We start from the raw sequence: 20,129 nt of genomic DNA, 5'->3' as shown, positions 1-20,129 counted from the left end.
CGTCGACAGGCCTGTCTACAGGGCGAGCCGAACGGCTAGCATCCTTTCCGGAACGACGTCAAAGGGAAATGTAACACTGTAACTTAGCCGGCGTTGAGAATCGTCTCTTCCGATTCAGCTTCCTTCGGCCCGGCATCTTCCGTGTCGGCGCTGTCGTCTGCACCTTCCGCGCCCAGATCCATCGGCGTCAGGTCCTGGGCAATATCCGCGTCCGCAAACGCAAAAGTCGAGTCGTCCTGGCCTTCCGAATCGATGACATGCCGCACCGCCTCCGCTGCTTTTCGCAAGGTGACGATGACTTCTTCAACCGATGTGCCGTCTTCCAGCTGATCTGCGGAAAGTTCCGCAAGGCTCGCAAGCGCCCTGATGGTTGCTGTGGATCTCGGTTCAATCATCATGCGAATTCTCGATCTGCTTAAGGACCGGCATCCCAATGCCTGACGGAGTGCGCATCCGGTGCCGGGCGTCCTGACCTTGTCATGCGCGCCGGCAACAGACTTCTTACCGCAGTGTTAAGGAACACGGTAAACAAAGTGTTAACTGTCCAAAACAGATCGATTCAGCAGGAACTTTGCAAACAGGTCTACTTGCGCGGGCTTGGCGCCGGCACGGGCACCGTGAAATCAAGACCCTTGCGGAAAATCGAACCGGGTGCGGCCTGCGCGGTTTCTTCGGCTCCCTGTGCGCTTGCCGAAACGGCCGGTGAAATACCGCCGGATGCACTGCCCTGCGCCGTATTCTGAAGCTTCGCCCGCATTTCGATTTCGGCCCTGCGCAGGGGATTTGCGGACGGGACAGGAACATCTGCAGCCGGTATCTGCGTTCCGGCGATGTTGGCGGCAGGTTTCGGCGTTCCGCTCGGCTTTCCGAGACTGATCTGCAGCGGCTTGTAGGCGATCCGGCGCGGCCCAAGCGTCCGGTCAAGGATCTTCGCCCAGTCGGGTTTGCCGTTTGCGAGCGTAAACCCGCTTTCATCAACCTGCTTCAACTGCTTGTCGCTTGCGCTTCTGAAGAACAGAAAACCGCCTGAAGGCTCGTTCTTCATGTCGAAACGGGCCATGTAGGCTTTCGAGCCGGGGCTTCGGTTGCGCCGGCAGTAACCGTTCGCCGGCGGGTTTCCGGAAGATCCGGTCAAGCTGGCGACCTTTTTGCCGCCGCCGCCGCGCTTCTTGAAGCCCTTGTCGAACAGCTGACGCGCAAATGCGGTCCTCTCGAGCCCTGAGCCGGCCCCGAGGATAATGGCAATCAGGGTGCGGCCGCGGCGCGTGACGGAGGCGGCGACATTATATCCCGAATTGCAGATATAGCCGGTCTTCATGCCGTTTGCGCCCGGAACGCGCAGAAGGAACTCACGGTTCGCGGAACGAAGCGTCTTCTTGCCGAAGCGCAGACCCGGATGATTGTAGAACTTTTTCGATTCCGGAAAGTCACGGCGCAAGGCGATGGCCAGGATGGCCATGTCCCGGGCGGTCGTCACCTGCCCGTTGTCCGGCAGGCCATGCGGGTTGGTGAACCGGGTGTTCGTCATTCCCAACCGCCGGGCTTCCGCATTCATGTCAGCCAGAAAGGCTGATTCCGACCCGGAAACCGCTTCGCCAAGAGCGACGGCGACATCATTGGCCGACTTGACCAGGATAATCTTCAATGCGGTGTCGACGGTGAATCGCGTGCCCACCTTGAAACCCATTTTGCTCGGCGGTTCGGACAAGGAGTTCTTCGACTGCACCACGGCCGAATTCAGCGTCGCGCGGCCTTCCCTGATTGCCTTGAAGGTGACATAGGCGGTCATCATCTTTGTCAGCGAGGCCGGGTACCACTTGCGGGTGGCGTTCTTTTCTTCCAGCACCTTGCCAGTCTTGGCATCGACAAGAATAAACGCGCCGATATCGGCGCGCGCCGGCCTGCCGTCCAAGGCGGCGGCACCGATGAAAAAGGCCAGTAAAAAGACTGTCAGGCGGCCAATTGGGCTTGAGAACACGTGTATCCCTCGCTGGTCACACCGCTATATGAGCGCACACTGGTTAAAGACTGTTTGCCGTCTTGCCGTTTCTATTAAAAACCGGATCATATCGCGCAGGGCAACCCCCCAGTCGGATTCATCGCCTGATTGTACCTTGTGCAACCGCCTATTTTTTGAGCAGAAAGACAAGGGACTGTCGCCTTGCCGCCGGTTGGTGACCGGGTTCGCTCCCGGATTCCGGCCCTCTGACCGAATTGCACTTTTTTGGCCCGGCCCTTGCTAATATGCTCGAAACCGTAACCGGGAATCCTTGAAGATCTGCCCGGACAGAATTCGGAAGAAATGCGCCGGCAAGAACCAGACCGGCACAATTCAGGGGCGGAGATCGCATGTATGATGCTGCAATGGCATCAGATTCGGGCCTGCAAAACGAAACTCTTCAGCGAGTTTCCGGCACAGCGCGCATCCGCTTCGCGAACGTCGGGGGACGCACGAGACTGGCCGACCTCTATCAGAAGGGATCAGCCAAGATCAGGTTGCCGAAGGTCTATGACGCCACTGCCACAGCTGTTCTGATCAACACCGCCGGCGGCCTCACCGGAGGCGACAGACTTTCCTACGATATTGCGATTGATGAAGGCGCACACGCGATTGTGACCAGCCAGACAGCCGAACGCACCTACCGCAGCAACACCGGCTCGGCAAAAGTGACAGCCTCTTTGAGGGTCGGAGCGGGTGCAGCTTTGGAGTGGCTTCCACAGGAGACAATCCTCTTTGACAGCTCGGGACTGACGCGTGTGCTCAGTGCCGATCTTGAAGCGGATGCACGGCTGATGATGCTGGAGACGATCGTGGTCGGCCGGACGGCCATGGGCGAGACGGTCAGGTCGGTAAGTTTCAGGGACCGCTGGCGGATCCGGCGCAACAACAAGCTCCTGTTTGCCGACGACATCCGTTGCGACGGCAATCCTGCTGATTTCCTCAGCGGTCCGGCAACGGCGCGCGGAGGCCATGTCGTATCCACCTTCGTGGATTGCGCAGTCGACGCCGAAGAACGCCTGCCGCATGCAAGGTCGTGCCTGGAAGGCATGCCTGCGGTATCGACCCACGGTGCGGCGAGTGCCTGGAATGGCTTGCTGACGGTGCGTTTTGTGTCCAATGATAGCCGCGACTTACGCAACGCGCTCATTTCGTTTTTGACCGGATACCGCGCGGCAGACTTGCCGCGCGTCTGGTATTGCTAGTTTGGAGGATCTGCCGTGAACCTTACTCCCCGTGAGAAGGACAAACTGCTCATTTCAATGGCCGCGATGGTCGCCCGCCGCAGACTTGAGCGCGGGGTAAAGCTCAATCATCCCGAAGCCGTCGCCCTGATAACGGATTTCGTTGTGGAGGGCGCAAGAGACGGACGCTCGGTGGCCGATCTCATGGCTGCCGGCGCAACGGTCATCTCCCGCGACCAGGTAATGGAAGGCGTGGCGGAGATGATTCACGACGTTCAGGTGGAAGCGACATTTCCCGACGGAACGAAACTTGTCACGGTCCACGAGCCGATTCGCTGAACCTTTCTGTTCTCCAAGATGTCAGGAGTATTCAAATGATCCCGGGTGAGATCTTTCCCGCCGAAGGCGAAATAGAACTGAACGCCGGTCTTCAAACCGTGGAAATCGATGTCTCCAACACCGGGGACAGGCCTGTTCAGGTTGGCAGCCATTATCATTTCGCCGAAACCAATTCCGGCCTTTCCTTCGATCGCGAAAAGGCGAAGGGCATGCGCCTGGATATTCCCGCCGGAACCGCTGTTCGTTTCGAACCCGGGCAGACAAGGTCCGTGACGCTCGTACCTTATCGCGGCAATCGAACCGTCTACGGTTTCAATCAGAAGGTCATGGGCCCCCTATGAGCGTCGCGGCCAAAGCATGCCATGTCCTTGCCGTGGCGGCATTTGCCATTCTGAACGGCTCGGCGGTCCAGGCACAGAGCGGTATCGACTGCAGCAATCCGGTAAGCCAGATGGAAATGACCTATTGCGCTGAGCAGGACTGGATGGAGGCCGACGCGGCGCTGAACACGGTCTACGGGATCGCCATGGCAAAAATGCGCGAAACGGATGGCTACCTGCCCGACAATCTCAAGGGGGCGGCAGACGCTTTGCGCGACGCTCAGCGCGCCTGGATTCCCTATCGCGACAAGGCCTGTGCCGCCTACGGTTACCTCGCCCGCGGCGGCACGCTGGAGCCGCAGTTGATCTACAGCTGCCGGGCCGATCTGACCCGCGCCCGTGTGGGCGAACTTGAAGAACTTGCGGGAGGCCTCGGGAACTGATGCGCCCACTGCTTGCCGCCAGTCTCTACGCCTGCATGAGCCTTGGTGCATTTGCGCAGGAAAACATCGATTGCGGATATCCGCTCAACAACAATGAGCGCACCTACTGCGCGGAAAAAGCGCTGAGCGAAGCCAACACCGACCTGGAAACCGTCTACCGGGATCTCCTCGCCAGGGTCGTCCAGATGGATGAAAGCCTGCCCGAACATCTCAAAGGTGCGCCTGCAGCGCTGGAAGAGGCTCAGGCCGCCTGGGTCTCTTTTCGAGAGCTTGATTGCAATGCCTACGGTTTTCCCTTCAAGGGCGGGACGCGCGGCAACGAACTTTACCGGAACTGCATGATCATCATGACGATGCAGCGCATTGATGATCTGACCGCAACACTCGAAGATTACGGCAACTGATCGCCGACAGGAGCTAACATGGCCTACAAAATGCCACGCGCCGCCTATGCGGACATGTTCGGACCAACGACCGGCGACCGGATGCGTCTTGCCGATACCGAGTTGATCATCGAGGTCGAAAAGGATTTCACCACCTATGGCGAGGAAGTGAAATTCGGCGGCGGCAAAGTGATCCGGGACGGCATGGGCCAGTCGCAGGCGCCCCGTTCGGCAGGTGCTGTCGACACCGTTATCACCAACGCCCTGATCGTCGATCATTGGGGCATCGTGAAGGCGGATGTCGGCCTGAAGGACGGACGCATCGTCGGCATAGGCAAGGCGGGCAACCCGGATGTTCAGCCCGGCGTCGACATCATTGTCGGACCCGGGACCGAAGCCATTGCAGGCGAAGGCAAGATCCTGACTGCCGGTGCGCTCGACGTGCATATCCACTTCATCTGCCCGCAGCAGATCGACGATGCCCTGATGTCCGGGGTCACGACGATGCTCGGCGGCGGCACCGGACCGGCCACCGGCACCAATGCGACGACCTGCACGCCCGGACCCTGGCACATCACGCGCATGCTTCAGTCGGCCGACAGCTTTCCGATGAACCTCGCCTTTGCCGGCAAGGGCAACGCCTCGTTGCCAGCGGCCCTTGAAGAGCAGATCATGGCGGGAGCCTCCGCCCTGAAACTGCACGAGGACTGGGGCACGACGCCTGCGGCCATCGACACCTGCCTGTCGGTTGCCGACGAATACGACGTCCAGGTCATGATCCACACCGACACGCTGAACGAATCGGGCTTCGTCGAAAACACCACGGCGTCCTTCAAGGACCGCACCATTCACGCCTTCCACACGGAAGGTGCGGGCGGTGGGCACGCGCCGGACATCATCAAGGTCTGCGGCGAGATGAACGTATTGCCGTCTTCGACCAACCCGACAAGGCCTTACACCGTCAACACGCTGGAAGAACATCTGGACATGCTGATGGTGTGCCACCACCTGGACAGCTCCATTCCGGAAGATGTCGCCTTTGCCGAAAGCCGCATCCGCAAGGAAACCATCGCGGCGGAGGACATTCTGCATGACATGGGTGCGTTTTCGATAATCGCATCTGACAGTCAGGCCATGGGCCGCGTCGGCGAGGTCGTGATCAGGACACTTCAGACTGCGCACAAGATGAAGGTGCAGCGTGGCCGTCTGGCAGAAGAAACCGGCGAAAACGACAATTTCCGCGTGAAGCGCTACATGGCAAAGATGACCATCAATCCGGCGGTTGCCCACGGCCTTGACCAGCATGTCGGTTCCGTGGAGGTCGGCAAGCTGGCGGATCTTGTACTCTGGGATCCGAAATTCTTCGGCGTGAAACCCGACATGGTGCTGAAACTCGGCACGATCGCTGCAGCTCCCATGGGTGATCCGAACGCCTCGATCCCGACGCCGCAACCGGTCCATTACCGCCCGATGTTCGGCGCCTTTGGCAAGGCCATGACGCAAAGCCGGGTGACCTTCGTGTCCCAGGCGGCCTATGACACGGATGTCAAGCAGAAGGCAGGCCTCGACAGCCTGGTGCTGCCGGTCAAGAATGTCCGCGGCGGTATATCCAAGAAATCCATGGTTCTGAATGATGCGACCCCTGAGATCGAGGTTCATCCGGAAACCTATGAAGTGCGCGCCAACGGTGAATTGTTGACCTGTGAACCGGCCGAGGTTCTGCCGATGGCCCAGCGCTACTTCCTTTTTTGAGGTTTGAACGAACACGCGTTTGAGAGAAGGCAATGTACAAGATCGTCGGATTTCCGCGCACGCGCGCCATGCGGGTGATGTGGCTGCTGGAGGAACTCGATCAGCCTTATGATATTGATCCCGCCCTGCCGCAGTCTGAGGGTGCACGCAGCTTCAATCCGAGCGGCAAGGTTCCGATCCTGATCGACGGCGAAGACGCGGTAACGGACTCCGTCGCGATCTGCACCTATCTTGCCGACAAGCATGGCAGGTTCACCTTTCCTGCGGGCACCATCGAGCGCGCCCGGCAGGACAGCTTCACCCAGTTCGCGGTTGACGTTCTGGAAGGTGCGCTTTGGACCGCTTCCAAGAACACGTTCATTCACCCCGAAGACATGCGGGTTCCCGAGATCAAGAAAGTCTGCAACATGGAGTTCCAGGCAGGACTGGAAATTCTCGAAAAGCGCATCGGCGCCGGCCCCTTTGCCATGGGAGACGCGTTCACGATCGCCGATATCATCATTGGGCATTGTTCCGGCTGGGCGGTTGCCGCCAGGTTCGACCTGCCAAAGGACGGACCTGTCTACGACTATTTCAAGCGCCTGCGGGAACGCCCGGCTTTCAAGGCGATGAAGGCAAAGGTCGACGCAGCATAATGATACGTGTTCAGAAAATTCGGCCCGCCGGAAGCTGGCAGGGTGACCCTGCGGACCGGATCACGCTCGATCTCGATGACCGGTACCGGCGAAGGGCCGTTCTGAGCGGAGAGAACGGTCTGACCATTCTGCTGGACGAACCGAGTGCCGTTCACCTGCGCCACGCCGATGGTCTCGAACTGGAGGATGGCCGGATTGTCGAAGTGGTCGCGGAGCCGGAAGACCTTGTCGAGATTGAAGCCGACAATACGGCGCATCTGGTCAGGATCGCCTGGCATCTGGGCAACCGGCATCTGCCGACACAGTTGATGGGCGCAACCCTCAGGATCCGGCGCGATCATGTGATCGAGGACATGGTGGCAAAACTCGGCGGACGCCTGACACCACTGCAGGCGCCTTTCGATCCGGAAGGCGGTGCTTACGGACACGGCCGTACCCATGGTCACGATCATGGGCATAGCCATGATCATCATCATCACGGGCACAGTCATGACTGAGCAGATCTCGCCCGGCGCGCTTTACCGCTTGATGACGTTCCTCTCGCCGGCCTTCCCGGTTGGAGCCTTCACATACAGCCACGGGCTGGAGCAGGTGATCGAACAGGGCGTTGTGACAGATCGGGCTGAACTCGAACGATGGCTGCAGGATGTCCTGCGTTACGGGGCAGGGCGCACCGACGCAATCCTTCTTGCCGAGACCCATCGAAGCGTCCTGACAGGGGACAAGAACGGTGTTCGGGACCTTCGCGAGCTCGGTCTTGCGTTGCAGCCTTCCAGGGAGCGGCACCTTGAGACCGCCGACCAGGGCACCGCGTTCATTCGCACAGTACAAAAAAGCTGGAGGCCGGAAGCAAACGGGCAGGCCTCCCTTTTTCAAGAGTTGGTCGACGCCGACCAGGACGACTGGCCCTATCCGGTCAGCGTCGGTCTTGTCTGCGCGGCGCACGGTATTCCGCTTCAGGCGGCGATCACGTCTTTTCTTCAGGCGTTTGCCGCCAACCTCGTATCCGCTGCGATCCGTGCCATTCCCCTCGGCCAGAATGACGGGCAGCGTGTCGTCGCAAACCTGGAAGCCGTTGTTTTCGACGTTTCCGACGAAGCGCGCCAGGCGGGGCTCGACGACCTCGGAAGCTCGGCATTTCACGCGGACATCGCCTCCATGGCGCACGAAACACAATATTCGAGGCTCTTTCGCTCATGACATCCCAAAACGGACCCTTGCGCGTCGGTATCGGCGGCCCTGTCGGTTCCGGCAAGACAACCCTCACCGACCGCCTCTGCAAGGCGATGCGCGACACCTATTCGATCGCGGTCATCACCAACGACATTTACACAAGTGAAGACGCCGAGGCCTTGGTGCGGTCCCAGGCCCTGTCCAGCGACCGGATCCGCGGCGTGGAAACCGGCGGCTGTCCGCACACGGCCATCAGGGAAGATGCGTCGATCAACCTTGCAGCGGTCGATGATCTGACGCGATCCATTCCGGATCTGGATCTGGTCCTGATCGAATCGGGCGGCGACAACCTTGCCGCCACTTTCTCGCCCGAACTCGCGGATCTCACCATCTATGTGATCGACGTTGCCGCCGGCGAGGAAATACCCAGAAAAGGCGGCCCGGGCATCACCAGGTCCGATCTGCTCATCATCAACAAGACGGACCTTGCACCCTATGTCGGCGCTGATCTCGATGTCATGGACCGGGATGCGGCAAGGATGCGCAAGGCACGCCCTTTCATCTTTGCCAACACCAAGGCAGGAGAAGGACTCGACCGCGTCGTGGACTTTATCGTTGCAAAAGGCGGCCTTGCGCCGGCGGGCAACTGACGCCGGATGCTCGCAGAACAAGATCCCGCTTGATCTTTCAACCGTTTCCTCTCACCCTGCATCCTCAAAAATGCGGAGGGCAGACCGATGATGTTTGACGGTATAAATCTCATCGCTGTAGCGGTTGCCGGGGTGGCGTCGTTCATTTTCGGATCGATCTGGTACGGCGTTCTCGGGAAAGCCTGGATGGCGGCAGCCAGCCTGTCCGAGGAACAGATCAGACCGGATCCGGTAACACTCAGCCTCACCTTTGTCTGCCAGCTTGTGATGGCCTTCGTTTTTGCCGGTGTGATCTACCACACCGGCCAGACATCGATCCGCGCCGGACTGATTTCAGCGTTGATGATCTGGGTTGGCATCGTCATGACGACACAGATCATCAATCACCGTTTTCAGGGTAAGCCCTGGAGCCTCACGCTTATCGATGGCGGTCACTGGCTTGGCGTTCTGGCTGTTCAAGGTGCGGTGATCGGGTGGTTCGGTTCCTGAAACCACACCTGCGCGGAGCACGGCGCAGTCCGGGTCAAACACAAGGCTTACGCCTAAATCACTACGTATTAGAACGCATTAGACCAAGGACTCGGCGACTAAAGGACTAAGGTTTGGTTCTGGACGCCTATGGAGGCGATCAGCATAATGGCCCCGGCAAACAAACTGGTGGCGGGGAGGATGTTGCGTGCCCGCGCCGGTTCATATTGTTTCGGGAGGTTCTCATATGTCAGACTCTGTTTTCCCCGTTCCGGCGGAGGTGGCCGCACGGGCGCATGTCGACAACGCGAAATACCTGGAGATGTACCAGCGCTCCGTGGAAGACCCCGACGGGTTCTGGGGTGAACACGGCAAGCGGGTTGACTGGATAAAGCCCTATACCAAGGTCAAGAATACCTCCTACGACTACCACAATGTTTCGATCAAATGGTTCGAAGACGGCACGCTCAACGTGGCGGCCAACTGCGTTGACCGCCATCTGGAAAAGCGTGGCGACCAGCCGGCGATCATCTGGGAAGGGGACGACCCGAGCGAACACAAGGTCATCACCTACAACGAACTTTCCAGGGAAGTGAACAGGTTCGCCAACGTCCTGCACGGCCAGGGCGTCAAGAAAGGTGACCGGGTCACGATTTATCTCCCGATGATCCCGGAAGCCGCTTATGCGATGCTCGCCTGCGCCCGCATCGGTGCGATCCACTCCATCGTTTTCGGCGGGTTCTCACCCGACAGTCTCGCCCAGCGTATCGAAGGCTGTAAGTCCGAGTGCGTCATCACCGCCGATGAAGGCCTGCGCGGCGGCCGCAAGGTGCCGCTGAAGGCAAATGTCGACAAGGCAGCGGAAAAGGAGCCGGTCAAATCCATTATCGTCGTCAAACGCACCGGTGGCGACATCAGCATGCAGGATGGGCGGGACGTCTGGTATCACGACGAAGCCGCGCGCGTCTCCGATCAGTGTGATCCGGTGGAAATGAATGCGGAAGATCCGCTGTTCATCCTGTACACATCCGGCTCAACCGGACAACCGAAAGGCGTGCTGCACACCACAGGCGGATATCTCGTCTACGCCTCCATGACCCACGAGTATGTGTTCGACTACCACGAAGGCGATATCTACTGGTGTACCGCCGATGTCGGCTGGGTCACCGGTCATAGCTACATTGTTTACGGGCCGCTCGCGAATGGAGCGACCACGCTGATGTTCGAGGGCGTGCCGACCTATCCGGGACCGGGCCGCTTCTGGGAAGTCTGCGACAAGCATGACGTCAACATCTTCTACACAGCGCCGACCGCCATCCGCGCGCTTATGGGCGCGGGCGACGAACACGTGACGAGCACATCGCGCAAGTCCCTGCGGCTGCTCGGTTCGGTCGGCGAACCGATCAACCCGGAAGCCTGGACCTGGTACTATAACGTTGTCGGTGAAGGCCGCTGCCCGATCGTCGACACCTGGTGGCAGACCGAGACCGGGGGCATCCTGATTACGCCGCTGCCAGGCGCAACGGACCTGAAACCGGGCTCCGCGACACGGCCGTTCTTCGGCGTACAGCCTGCCGTTGTCGATGCGGAAGGCAAGTTCCTCGAAGGCGCGACCGAAGGCAATCTCGTGATCAAGGACAGTTGGCCCGGCCAGATGCGCACGGTCTACGGCGATCATGAACGCTTCGTCCAGACATACTTCGCGACCTACAAGGGGCTTTACTTCACGGGTGACGGCTGCCGCCGAGACGAAGACGGCTACTACTGGATCACCGGCCGCGTCGACGACGTGATCAACGTGTCCGGACACCGGATGGGCACGGCAGAAGTCGAAAGTGCGCTGGTTGCACACCCGCAGGTATCCGAGGCCGCCGTTGTGGGGTACCCGCATGACATCAAGGGCCAGGGCATCTATGCCTATGTCACGCTGATGGAGGGCGAAGAGCCGACGGACGAGTTGAAGAAGGAACTGGTCAAGCATGTCCGTGCGGAGATCGGGCCCATTGCATCGCCTGATCTCATCCAGTTCTCGCCCGGCCTGCCGAAGACGCGCTCGGGCAAGATCATGCGCCGCATCCTCAGAAAGATCGCCGAGGACAGCTTCGACAACCTGGGGGACACGTCGACACTCGCCGATCCGGCCGTGGTCGACGATCTGATCGACAACCGCCAGAACCGCGGATAGGCGATCCAGGCCTAGAAAACAGAAAAAGCCCGCCGGAAAGGCGGGCTTTTTTGATTGAGACGATCCCGTTACTGCGACAGGAAGACCTGCTGGATTTTCTTGGCGATATTCGAGAAGGCCGCGATCAGGTCATCTGAAGATGTCGCGACATAGTACTTGCCCTCATCCGCGCATTCTTCCATGACCCGCGCCTGGCTCGAGGACGTCGCCGTACCGAAGTAAACCGTGTAGATCGTGATCCCGGCGTCCTTCATTGCCGAACATAGCCGGAGCGCGCGCTGCGAAGGCTGACCGGAATAACCGCTCCCGGCTTTTTCAATCCAGTAGTCATTCGTTCCGCTGTAGCACGGACCGTAGTACCTGTTGAAATCGTCGCACTCCGAGTAGGTGAGGGTGTGCTTGTCGTAATAGGTGTTGAAGGCACCGTCCGTCATGATGAGCGCGAACTTCAGCACTTCACTGTTCGAATATGCGGAGGGCTCTGATTCGGTCGGCCAAAGGTCTTTCCAATTGGGCGACAGCGTATACCAGCCGATACCGATGCCTGTCTGTGCAGCCGTATAACCTTCGGTTTCCAGATTCTCGATCGCGGTCAGCAGGGTATCCCGGTTGTCGGTCAGCGGCTCGAGGACCGAATCCGAGCAATCCTGGCTGCGCCGCGTGCCCGATCCGTCACCGGCCGGCTCAACCGTATAGCTGGCGTCGGTGTATTTCTCATCGCCGTCACGTTCGGTGACGCACCTGGTGCTGATGCCACCGGTCGCGGCCGACGCGTAGCTGTCCATGTTCACGCCCACGCTGTAGGGAACGAGCGAGATCTTGACCTTGCTTTCCTCACCGTCAGCAGGGATGAGGATATTGACGACCGACTCGGCCGCGTCTTTCAGGTCGTTGAGGGCCCAGCCCATCGAGCCGGTCACGTCGACAACCATCGCCATCTCGACATCGAAGCGCGAGTAGGTAACCTGCGAGTTTGTGCCGAAGGTGAAGGTCTCCGGACCGAACGCGGTCTGACCATATCCGCCGAAATCGATAAACAGGTTGTCCATCGTGGCCGCCGAACTGACGGTGATCAGGCCATTGTCAGCGTCCACCGTGAAGGAGAGATTCTCGATCGCCTCTTCAAGAAACTCTGCGTCAGCAAGGTTGGCGTTGAACGAATCCGTGATGACATCCTTGATCTGGTCGTTCGTCATCTCCTGTGTCGAAAGATCGGTCGCCGCGGCAAGTGCCGCCGCATCAAGTGCGTAGGAGAGTTTCTCGCGGGCATTCACGACCCTGGACACATCCACCGCAGCGCCGGCCATCACAACGATAATGATGATCATGATTCCGAAAAGCGGAATAATCGCGCCGTCCCGGTCTTTGCGAAAGCGCCGGATCAAATTGTAAAAGTACGGAAATTGTTGCTTGCTCATGACTGCCTCACAGCTCTCTTGAGACAGTTATTACAGAAAAGTACCTAAATTCTTAAATGAACCTTCGAAAAGAAGTAAAAGATCTCTTAATTCGATCGGCAAAATGCAACCAATCAAGAACACGCCGGATCGAAAACAAGCGCAAACAGCGCAAACTCTGCGTATGTTAGGGTTCCAGCTCGGTATCCCAATACAGAAAGTCCATCCAGCTTTCGTGAAGATAGTTTGGCGGAAAACCGCGGCCGTTATTGTGAAGGTCCTGGATCGTCGGCTGGAACGGCATGTGCATCGGCCACATGTTGAGCTGCGCACAGGATTTGTTCGACTTGCGCAGATTACACGGAGAACAGGCAGTGATCACGTTTTCCCACGTGGTCAGGCCGCCTTTTGATCTCGGAATGAGGTGGTCGAATGTAAGCTCGTCCTTGGAGCCGCAATACTGGCATTGAAATTTGTCACGAAGGAAAACGTTGAAGCGGGTAAAGGCGGGATATCGGCTGGGTTTCACAAAGGTTTTGAGGGAGACGACGCTCGGCAATCGGAACTCGAAGCTCGGACTTCGGACCGCTGCATCATATTCGGCAACAATGTTCACCCGGTCGAGAAAGACCGCCTTGATCGTGTCCTGCCACGACCACAAAGACAAGGGGTAGTAACTCAAAGGCCGGTAATCCGCATTGAGCACCAACGCCGGATGGGCTCCCGGCGAAACCGCTATCGTCACCTTCCGCTCCTCACACCTGCTCAGATCTTCCGGTGTCCGGTCAATCGGACAGCGGAAAATGTCCTTTTGTGATGGGAGTATTGTAGTGCCGAGGTGACAGTCTTGTGAAGCCCGTCAAATTCATTTCTGGAGGCTGTTGCCTAAAGGTCTATTCAGGGACGGTGTATTTCTTAAAACTATGAATCCGTTACATAAATCTTGAAAGTCCCTGCAAACACTCCCTGTTTTCGCTCAAAAACACGAAGGGCGCCAATGGCGCCCTTCCGAAAATGACTTGTGAACCGTGCGGCACAATTCGAATCAATTCGTCGTCCAATCGCGAATATCGACGAAATGACCCGCGATCGCTGCCGCTGCCGCCATTGCCGGCGAAACCAGGTGCGTGCGTCCCTTGTGGCCCTGACGTCCTTCGAAGTTGCGGTTCGAGGTCGAAGCACAGCGCTCACCCGGCTTGAGCTTGTCCGCGTTCATCGCAAGACACATGGAACAGCCCGGCTCGCGCCAGTCGAACCCGGCTTCCTTGAAGATGAGGTCGAGACCTTCCTCTTCGGCCTGCTCCTTGACCAGGCCGGAGCCCGGAACCACCATTGCGTCCACATGCGCGGCCACTTTGTGATTTCCGATCACCGCAGCCGCGGCACGCAGGTCCTCGATGCGTCCATTGGTGCAGGACCCGATAAACGCGCGGTCGATCTTGATGTCCGTGATCTTTGTGCCCGGTTCCAGACCCATGTAAACCAGTGCGCGTTTCTTGGATTCGCGCCGGTTTTCGTCATCGATCTCTTCCGGATCGGGAACGACGCCTTCGACCGAGACCACGTCTTCGGGGGAAGATCCCCAGGAAACGATCGGAGGCAGGTTTGCCGCGTCCAGCTCGACAACCTTGTCAAAATCGGCATCGGCATCGGAGTGCAACGTGCGCCAATATGCCATCGCCATGTCCCAGGCAGCACCCTCAGGGGCCTTGGGACGGCCTTTGACATAGGCGAAAGTCGTCTCGTCCGGCGCAATCAGTCCGGCACGGGCACCAGCTTCGATCGACATGTTGCAAACGGTCATCCGGCCTTCCATCGACAGCGAACGAATGGCATCGCCGGCATATTCGATGACGTAGCCCGTACCGCCCGCTGTCCCGATCTTGCCGATGATCGCAAGAACGATGTCCTTCGCGGTTACGCCGTCGGGGATCTGGCCATTCACCTTGACCAGCATGTTTTTTGCTTTTTTCTGAATGAGGGTCTGCGTGGCGAGCACATGTTCCACTTCCGAGGTGCCGATACCATGCGCCAGCGAACCGAAGGCGCCGTGCGTGGACGTATGGCTGTCACCGCAGACAATCGTCATTCCCGGCAGCGTAAAGCCCTGCTCGGGACCAACAATGTGAACAACGCCCTGGCGCATATCCAGTTCCGAATAGTATTCGACGCCAAATTCGCTTGCGTTCTTGGCAAGTGTTTCCACCTGGAGGGCCGACTCCGGATCGTCGATGCCATGGCGGCGATCACTCGTCGGAACGTTGTGATCGACAACCGCGAGTGTCTTTTCCGGGCTGCGGACCTTGCGGCCATGCATGCGAAGGCCTTCAAAGGCCTGAGGGCTGGTCACCTCGTGCACAAGGTGACGGTCGATATAGAGCAGCCCGGTTCCGTCCGGCTGCATATCAACCATGTGATCATCCCAGATCTTGTCATAAAGCGTGCGCGCCTTCGCCATCGATCTCTCCTCGTCTGTTTCCGGTGCGGTTACGCGTGCGTCGGGGCGTCCGCCTTCGGTTTTCTTGCCGGGTGATTGGGCCCGGCATCAAGCGTTTCTCATAATTCTGGCTAGTGAATGGCCCAGGTGCGCAAAAACGTCAAGCGCTACCGGGTTGAGCTGAATTCAACTGAGATTGACCGGCATTCCGGCAAATGAAAAAGGCGGTCGCATGGACCGCCTTTTCGAACCTCGATCGTCGTGCCGGATTATTCCGCGGCGCTTTCTGCAGCTGCCTGCTCGGCCTTCTTGGCCTCGGCCTTTGCAGCCTTGGCGGCAGCCGCCTCGGCGCGGGCTTCTTCGTTGAGGCGCTTCGAGCGGACATTTGTGTTTTCGGTGATGCGGGCGGATTTGCCGCGACGGTCGCGCAGGTAGTAAAGCTTCGCGCGGCGAACCTTACCTCGGCGGACAACTTCAACGCCTTCCAGCATTGGGGAATAGATCGGGAAGACACGCTCAACGCCTTCACCGTAGGAAATCTTGCGAACGGTAAAGCTCTCGTTGATGCCGCCGCCGGAACGGGCGATACAAACGCCTTCATAAGCCTGGGTACGGGTACGGCTGCCTTCGGTGACCTTCACGTTAACGCGAACCGTGTCACCCGGCGAGAAATCGGGAAGCTTGCGTTGAGCTTCGATCTTCGCCATTTCTTCAGCATTGAGCTGCTCGATGATATTCATGGCATTTTTCCCTTTTCAATTACAAGGCGGCCAGAGCGTTTCCCTTTGATCGGAAAACGGGTTCGCCAACCTTGGGCCATGTTGCATATCAGCCGGATCGCCACGAAGCCCGGACACAACTCCGGACCGTCAGGCCCTGACATGGAATATCAGGCATTTGCTTCACCAGCTTCGCGGGCGTATACAGCAAAAGCCGGTCGATGTCATGCGGTTTTTGTGATTGCCGCATCCAAGAAGCGGGCGGCCCCATCAAGCATACCGGAACACCCGGTAAAGATCATTACCACCATCCTTCGCCCAGGGTGCAATAGTACGCCTGACCAATACACGGTGACATTTAACAAGAAAAGCGGCGGCACAAGTGCCGCCGCTGATGCTCAGCATTGCCTAAAGTAATTCTTTTTTTGTTTCTTCGGTCTTTTACAACTGAAGAGACATTTTTGGTTGCAATGATCTTCGTATAGCACATTCTAAAAAGAGTGTCACGCTAGCTTTTAAAAATTTAATGTTTTAGGTTCGTTCATTACGGTAAAGTAATGTGCCCTTACCTTTAGGAAACATCAATCGATGAGGGATCATTCCGGTTTACTACATAAACTCTATAGTGGTGCTTTGCTCGAAGGCGGACTTACTGGTGTGCTTTCGGATCTTGCAACCCTTTATCCGGACCTGCCGATTTCATACCAGGCGCAATGCGTGTACGAGAACACGCTGTATGACTGCGCCATGTTCAATCACGGCGAGGGCGCGGAATTCAAACTGAGCCGCGCTGTATCCCCCAATCCGCTGCCGCCGATTGCGCTGCGGTGCGATCCTTCCCACGTCGTTTACACGGGCGATTTCATCTCCGCGGCAGAGGTTGAGAAAACCGACTTTTATCACGAGTTCATGAAGGATCACGGCGAGATCAACAGGGCTTTCGGTGTCATTTTGCATCGCCAGGGCAAGGATTCAGCATTCGTGGCGGCGAATCTGCCCAGGGCAATGAAGTCCCGTGAGGAAGAGCACGTGCGCCGCCTGTTCGGGTTTCTCCGGCCCCATCTGCAAAACGCGTTCGGTCTTTTGCTGGAACTGGCAAAACGGGAAGCGGTGCCGGCCAATCCCGGCTTCTGGCTCGACCAGATCCCGACTGCAGCCGTCCTGGTTCTGCCGGATGGCAAGGTCACGCATTTCAACGATCAGGCCGAGCGCTTTCTGCAGAACAGCAGGTTGATATACACCGACCGCACAGTCCGCCTCTCGGCCCGGACATGCAAACTGCAGAACCAGCTGCAGGCAGCCTTGAAAAAAGCATCAGGCACGTCTCTGCCCGTCGGACCCGTTCCCCTGAACGCAACAGGCAGCGGCGGCCCGTTCTTTTTCGTCATGCCGGTGCAGCACAATGATGTCGTCCATCCCGGCTTTGCGCCGTTCCTGACGCCGACCTTGCCTCTGCTTGTGACGTTTTTCGATCCGGCCGATGCCCCAAGGCCGTCGGAAAAGATATTGTCCGCCGCATTTGGCCTGACCGAGCGGGAATGTCTTGTCATACAGCAACTGATCTTGGGATCGTCGCTGAAGGAGGCTGCCGACGCCTTGCAGATCTCCTACAACACCGCCCGAAATCATCTGGCAAGTGCGGCCTCCAAGACGGGGGCCCGATCCCAGGCCGATATCGTCCGCCGCGGAACCCACCTTCTTGCGAAGCTTGGAGACGGTCCGCGTTAATCGACGTCGTCTTCATCCGCCATGTAGGCGTCCCAAAGATCCGGCCGGCGTTCCCGCGTCAAACGCTCTGCCTCCGCCATGCGCCAGTCATGGATTTTCTGATGGTTTCCGGAGGTCAGAACATCGGGTATCGGCGATCCTTCGAACTCCGCCGGACGCGTGTAGTGCGGATGTTCAAGCAGTCCGGTCTCGAAACTCTCTGTTTCCGCGCTCTGACTGTTTCCCATCACGCCAGGGATAAGCCTGATGATCGCATCCAGCATCGTGATCGCGGCGATCTCACCGCCCGAAAGGATGTAGTCACCGACAGAGACTTCTTCGAGCTGCCTGCCGTCAATAACCCGCTGATCAACTCCTTCGAACCGGCCACAGACAATGATCGCGCCCGGCCCCGAGGCGAGTTCATGCGCACGCTCCTGCGTAAACGGCTTTCCGCGCGGACTCATGAGCAGCCGCGGGCGCGGATCGTCCTCCGGCGCAGCGGCGTCGATCGCTTTCGCCAGAATATCGGCGCGCAGCACCATCCCGGCTCCGCCGCCCGCCGGCGTGTCGTCAACACTGCGATGCTTGTCCGGTGCGGAATCCCGGATCTGGCTGGTTTCAATCTGCCAAAGTCCCTTGGCAAGCGCCCGTCCCGACAGGCTGTGGCCCAGCGGACCGGGAAACATGTCCGGATAGAGCGTCAGGATCGTGGTCTTAAAAGGCATCAAGACAACATTAACCTAGAATAGGGAAAGATGTGCATGTCCATGGGACAAAATCGCCATGGCAAGAACTGATTAAGGCCGAGCGCGCAAGCTGACAAGAGCGTTTCAATCAGGTCTGTTGCCGTGTTCCAGTTTCCCGTTCTGCGTTTGAAATTACCTGCCTTCGTCCAAAGCAAGGTTGACCAGCACTATCTCGACATTTCCGTGAGCCGTGTTGTCCCGCTCGCCGCGCTCATGACATTTGGTGTCCTGGTCGGGCTGGTGTTCGAAACCGGCGTCGGGCATCCCTATGACAAGGTGATCCATATCGGATTTTTCGCGCTTCTGACACTGTCCATTCACGCGCTCTTCTGTTGCCGTCTCAGAATCTCGGCCGTGGTCGCATTCGGCATGGGAATAGCCGGAGAACTTGTGCAGGGGCTCCTGCCGCATCATGCGATGTCATTACCTGATCTCGTGGCGAACGGAATTGGCGTTTCGCTTGTCGTCGCGCTCATTGCGCTTCTGCGCTCGGAAGTCACGCAGGCCGTCAAAGATCCCGAGGAAGACCTGAACCTTGGCAACATGGGATTGCAGCCGATGCCCATCCGTTACCTGTCCGGCGAATCCCCGTCCGAAGACCCCGAGCTGTCTTCTGAAAAGTAGTCGTCGGGCAATTGGGCCGTGACCAGACCTTCTGAAAGGGAAATGTCAGGCACGAAGTCCCTCGTGAAGGGAATATAGAAGGTGCGGCCGCGCTTGGGACGAATCTCAAGCAGATCGCCTGCTCCGAAGTCCTGTACAGCAACGATTTTGCCGAGAATGTTTCCATTCTGATCGACAACGGCGAGACCATTCAGATCCGAATAGTAAAATTCGTCTTCTTCCGGCTCGGGCAACTGGTCCCGGTCGATATAGAGTTCGACACCGTTCAGTTCTTCGGCCCGGTTCCGGTCGTTCACGTTCCGGAACTTGGTAACGACGACCGTTTTCTGAACCCTGGCCTTTTCGACTTCAAACGACGTCGCGCCGTCCTTGCTGGTCAGCACGCCGTAGTTCGCAAAGGAAAGCGGGTCGTCCCCAAAGGGTTTCACCCGCACTTCACCGCGTATGCCGTGCGCGGCACCGATCTTTGCCATCAGGACTTTCTGACTGCTGTCTGAGGTCATGTCAGAAAGTCCTTTCCGGAAAAATCAGCGCCACCCGGTGGTGTTCGGAGCTTACTCCGCAGCCGCTTCTTCTGCGGCGCCTTCGCTTGCGGCTTCAGAAGCCTCAGCTGCGGCAGATGCCGCGTCTTCCTCAGCCTGGCGCTTGGCTTCCAGACGTTCCTTGGCCTTTGCGCCAAGTTCTGCCTTTTTCGGGTTGTTGCGCGGCTCACGCTTCAGGATGCCGGCAGCATCGAGGAAGCGGAGAACGCGATCAGTCGGCTTTGCACCGTTGCCAAGCCAGTACTGGATACGCTCCACGTCAAGCTTGACGCGGTCTTCGGAATCCTTCGGGAGCATCGGATCGTAGCTGCCGACTTTTTCGATGAAGCGGCCATCGCGCGGCGAGCGGATGTCGGCAATCACGATACGGTAATACGGACGTTTCTTGGAACCGCCCCGTGCGAGGCGAATTTTCGTAGCCAT

At 58.3% G+C, this 20,129-nt stretch carries 23 protein-coding genes; 14 read left to right on the top strand and 9 right to left on the bottom strand.

The features are described 5' to 3' along the window. Window positions 1-83: 83 nt before the first annotated feature. A complete protein-coding gene (locus RDA78_RS07050) occupies window positions 84-398 on the bottom strand; it encodes a hypothetical protein (RefSeq protein WP_434054624.1) in 315 nt (104 codons plus the stop codon). 185 nt (window positions 399-583) lie between these two features. Beyond that, window positions 584-1,978 carry a D-alanyl-D-alanine carboxypeptidase family protein gene (locus RDA78_RS07045; protein WP_434054623.1) on the bottom strand — a complete coding sequence of 465 codons (1,395 nt, stop codon included), beginning with the start codon at window positions 1,976-1,978 and terminating at the stop codon, window positions 584-586. A 371-nt stretch (window positions 1,979-2,349) separates the two neighbouring features. On the opposite strand from RDA78_RS07045, the gene RDA78_RS07040 reads away from it, so the two are divergent. The 12 genes from RDA78_RS07040 to acs all read left to right on the top strand — a co-directional run bounded on the left by RDA78_RS07040 (window position 2,350) and on the right by acs (window position 11,531). After that, window positions 2,350-3,204, top strand: a complete 855-nt coding sequence (locus tag RDA78_RS07040) for an urease accessory protein UreD (protein WP_434054622.1) — start codon at window positions 2,350-2,352, stop codon at window positions 3,202-3,204. A gap of 15 nt (window positions 3,205-3,219) precedes the next feature. Further along, window positions 3,220-3,522 carry an urease subunit gamma gene (locus RDA78_RS07035; RefSeq protein WP_434054621.1) on the top strand — a complete coding sequence of 101 codons (303 nt, stop codon included), beginning with the start codon at window positions 3,220-3,222 and terminating at the stop codon, window positions 3,520-3,522. A 35-nt stretch (window positions 3,523-3,557) separates the two neighbouring features. Next, entirely contained in the window at window positions 3,558-3,863 is a 306-nt protein-coding gene (locus RDA78_RS07030; RefSeq protein WP_434054620.1) for an urease subunit beta, read from the top strand. Further along, window positions 3,860-4,285 (top strand): lysozyme inhibitor LprI family protein, encoded by a 426-nt coding sequence (locus tag RDA78_RS07025; protein WP_434054619.1) that lies wholly within the window; start codon window positions 3,860-3,862, stop codon window positions 4,283-4,285. Before RDA78_RS07030 ends, RDA78_RS07025 begins: the two co-directional genes overlap by 4 nt. After that, the gene (locus tag RDA78_RS07020) at window positions 4,285-4,689 is read left to right on the top strand and encodes a lysozyme inhibitor LprI family protein (RefSeq protein WP_434054618.1); all 405 of its coding nucleotides are present in this window, start codon (window positions 4,285-4,287) and stop codon (window positions 4,687-4,689) included. Before RDA78_RS07025 ends, RDA78_RS07020 begins: the two co-directional genes overlap by 1 nt. 18 nt (window positions 4,690-4,707) lie before the next feature. Beyond that, window positions 4,708-6,420, top strand: coding sequence for an urease subunit alpha (gene ureC, locus RDA78_RS07015; protein ID WP_434054617.1), 1,713 nt, complete (start codon window positions 4,708-4,710; stop codon window positions 6,418-6,420). Between the two features lie 32 nt (window positions 6,421-6,452). Next, window positions 6,453-7,055 (top strand): glutathione S-transferase family protein, encoded by a 603-nt coding sequence (locus RDA78_RS07010; protein WP_434054616.1) that lies wholly within the window; start codon window positions 6,453-6,455, stop codon window positions 7,053-7,055. Then, window positions 7,055-7,552, top strand: coding sequence for an urease accessory protein UreE (locus tag RDA78_RS07005; RefSeq protein ID WP_434054615.1), 498 nt, complete (start codon window positions 7,055-7,057; stop codon window positions 7,550-7,552). The genes RDA78_RS07010 and RDA78_RS07005 overlap by 1 nt, the downstream gene beginning before the upstream one ends. Continuing rightward, window positions 7,545-8,255, top strand: coding sequence for an urease accessory protein UreF (locus RDA78_RS07000; RefSeq protein ID WP_434054614.1), 711 nt, complete (start codon window positions 7,545-7,547; stop codon window positions 8,253-8,255). The genes RDA78_RS07005 and RDA78_RS07000 overlap by 8 nt, the downstream gene beginning before the upstream one ends. Continuing rightward, the gene (gene ureG, locus RDA78_RS06995; protein ID WP_434054613.1) at window positions 8,252-8,878 is read left to right on the top strand and encodes an urease accessory protein UreG; all 627 of its coding nucleotides are present in this window, start codon (window positions 8,252-8,254) and stop codon (window positions 8,876-8,878) included. Before RDA78_RS07000 ends, ureG begins: the two co-directional genes overlap by 4 nt. 87 nt (window positions 8,879-8,965) lie before the next feature. Beyond that, entirely contained in the window at window positions 8,966-9,367 is a 402-nt protein-coding gene (locus RDA78_RS06990) for a DUF1761 domain-containing protein (RefSeq protein ID WP_434054612.1), read from the top strand. 226 nt (window positions 9,368-9,593) lie between these two features. Further along, on the top strand, window positions 9,594-11,531 hold the full coding sequence (gene acs / locus RDA78_RS06985; protein ID WP_434054611.1) for an acetate--CoA ligase: 1,938 nt from the start codon (window positions 9,594-9,596) through the stop codon (window positions 11,529-11,531). A 68-nt stretch (window positions 11,532-11,599) separates the two neighbouring features. Here the strand turns inward: acs and RDA78_RS06980 are convergent, their stop codons facing one another. The 4 genes from RDA78_RS06980 to rplS all read right to left on the bottom strand — a co-directional run bounded on the left by RDA78_RS06980 (window position 11,600) and on the right by rplS (window position 16,105). After that, window positions 11,600-12,949: a pilus assembly protein TadG-related protein gene (locus RDA78_RS06980; protein WP_434054610.1), complete on the bottom strand. Its 1,350-nt coding sequence runs from the start codon at window positions 12,947-12,949 to the stop codon at window positions 11,600-11,602. A gap of 166 nt (window positions 12,950-13,115) precedes the next feature. Beyond that, complete coding sequence (locus RDA78_RS06975) at window positions 13,116-13,673, bottom strand: HNH endonuclease (protein WP_434054609.1); 558 nt, start codon at window positions 13,671-13,673, stop codon at window positions 13,116-13,118. 300 nt (window positions 13,674-13,973) lie between these two features. Beyond that, window positions 13,974-15,386 (bottom strand): 3-isopropylmalate dehydratase large subunit, encoded by a 1,413-nt coding sequence (gene leuC / locus RDA78_RS06970; RefSeq protein WP_434054608.1) that lies wholly within the window; start codon window positions 15,384-15,386, stop codon window positions 13,974-13,976. Window positions 15,387-15,634: 248 nt separating this feature from the next. Continuing rightward, on the bottom strand, window positions 15,635-16,105 hold the full coding sequence (rplS, locus tag RDA78_RS06965; RefSeq protein WP_434054607.1) for a 50S ribosomal protein L19: 471 nt from the start codon (window positions 16,103-16,105) through the stop codon (window positions 15,635-15,637). A 567-nt stretch (window positions 16,106-16,672) separates the two neighbouring features. Between rplS and RDA78_RS06960 the strand changes: the two genes are divergently transcribed. Beyond that, complete coding sequence (locus tag RDA78_RS06960; RefSeq protein ID WP_434054606.1) at window positions 16,673-17,812, top strand: helix-turn-helix transcriptional regulator; 1,140 nt, start codon at window positions 16,673-16,675, stop codon at window positions 17,810-17,812. On the opposite strand, the gene trmD is transcribed toward RDA78_RS06960, so the two are convergent. After that, window positions 17,809-18,519 (bottom strand): tRNA (guanosine(37)-N1)-methyltransferase TrmD, encoded by a 711-nt coding sequence (trmD, locus tag RDA78_RS06955; protein ID WP_434054605.1) that lies wholly within the window; start codon window positions 18,517-18,519, stop codon window positions 17,809-17,811. The genes RDA78_RS06960 and trmD overlap by 4 nt on opposite strands. A 123-nt stretch (window positions 18,520-18,642) precedes the next feature. On the opposite strand from trmD, the gene RDA78_RS06950 reads away from it, so the two are divergent. Further along, a complete protein-coding gene (locus tag RDA78_RS06950) occupies window positions 18,643-19,164 on the top strand; it encodes an antibiotic resistance protein VanZ (protein WP_434054604.1) in 522 nt (173 codons plus the stop codon). On the opposite strand, the gene rimM is transcribed toward RDA78_RS06950, so the two are convergent. Both rimM and rpsP read right to left on the bottom strand, forming a co-directional pair. After that, complete coding sequence (gene rimM / locus RDA78_RS06945; protein ID WP_434054603.1) at window positions 19,110-19,667, bottom strand: ribosome maturation factor RimM; 558 nt, start codon at window positions 19,665-19,667, stop codon at window positions 19,110-19,112. The genes RDA78_RS06950 and rimM overlap by 55 nt on opposite strands. Window positions 19,668-19,718: 51 nt before the next feature. Continuing rightward, window positions 19,719-20,129, bottom strand: coding sequence for a 30S ribosomal protein S16 (gene rpsP / locus RDA78_RS06940; RefSeq protein ID WP_434054602.1), 411 nt, complete (start codon window positions 20,127-20,129; stop codon window positions 19,719-19,721).

Source organism: Roseibium sp. (assembly GCF_051016195.1).
GTDB lineage: Bacteria > Pseudomonadota > Alphaproteobacteria > Rhizobiales > Stappiaceae > Roseibium.
The sequence above is the reverse complement of the archived record's forward strand: the minus strand, read 5'-3'. Positions and strand labels throughout refer to the sequence as shown.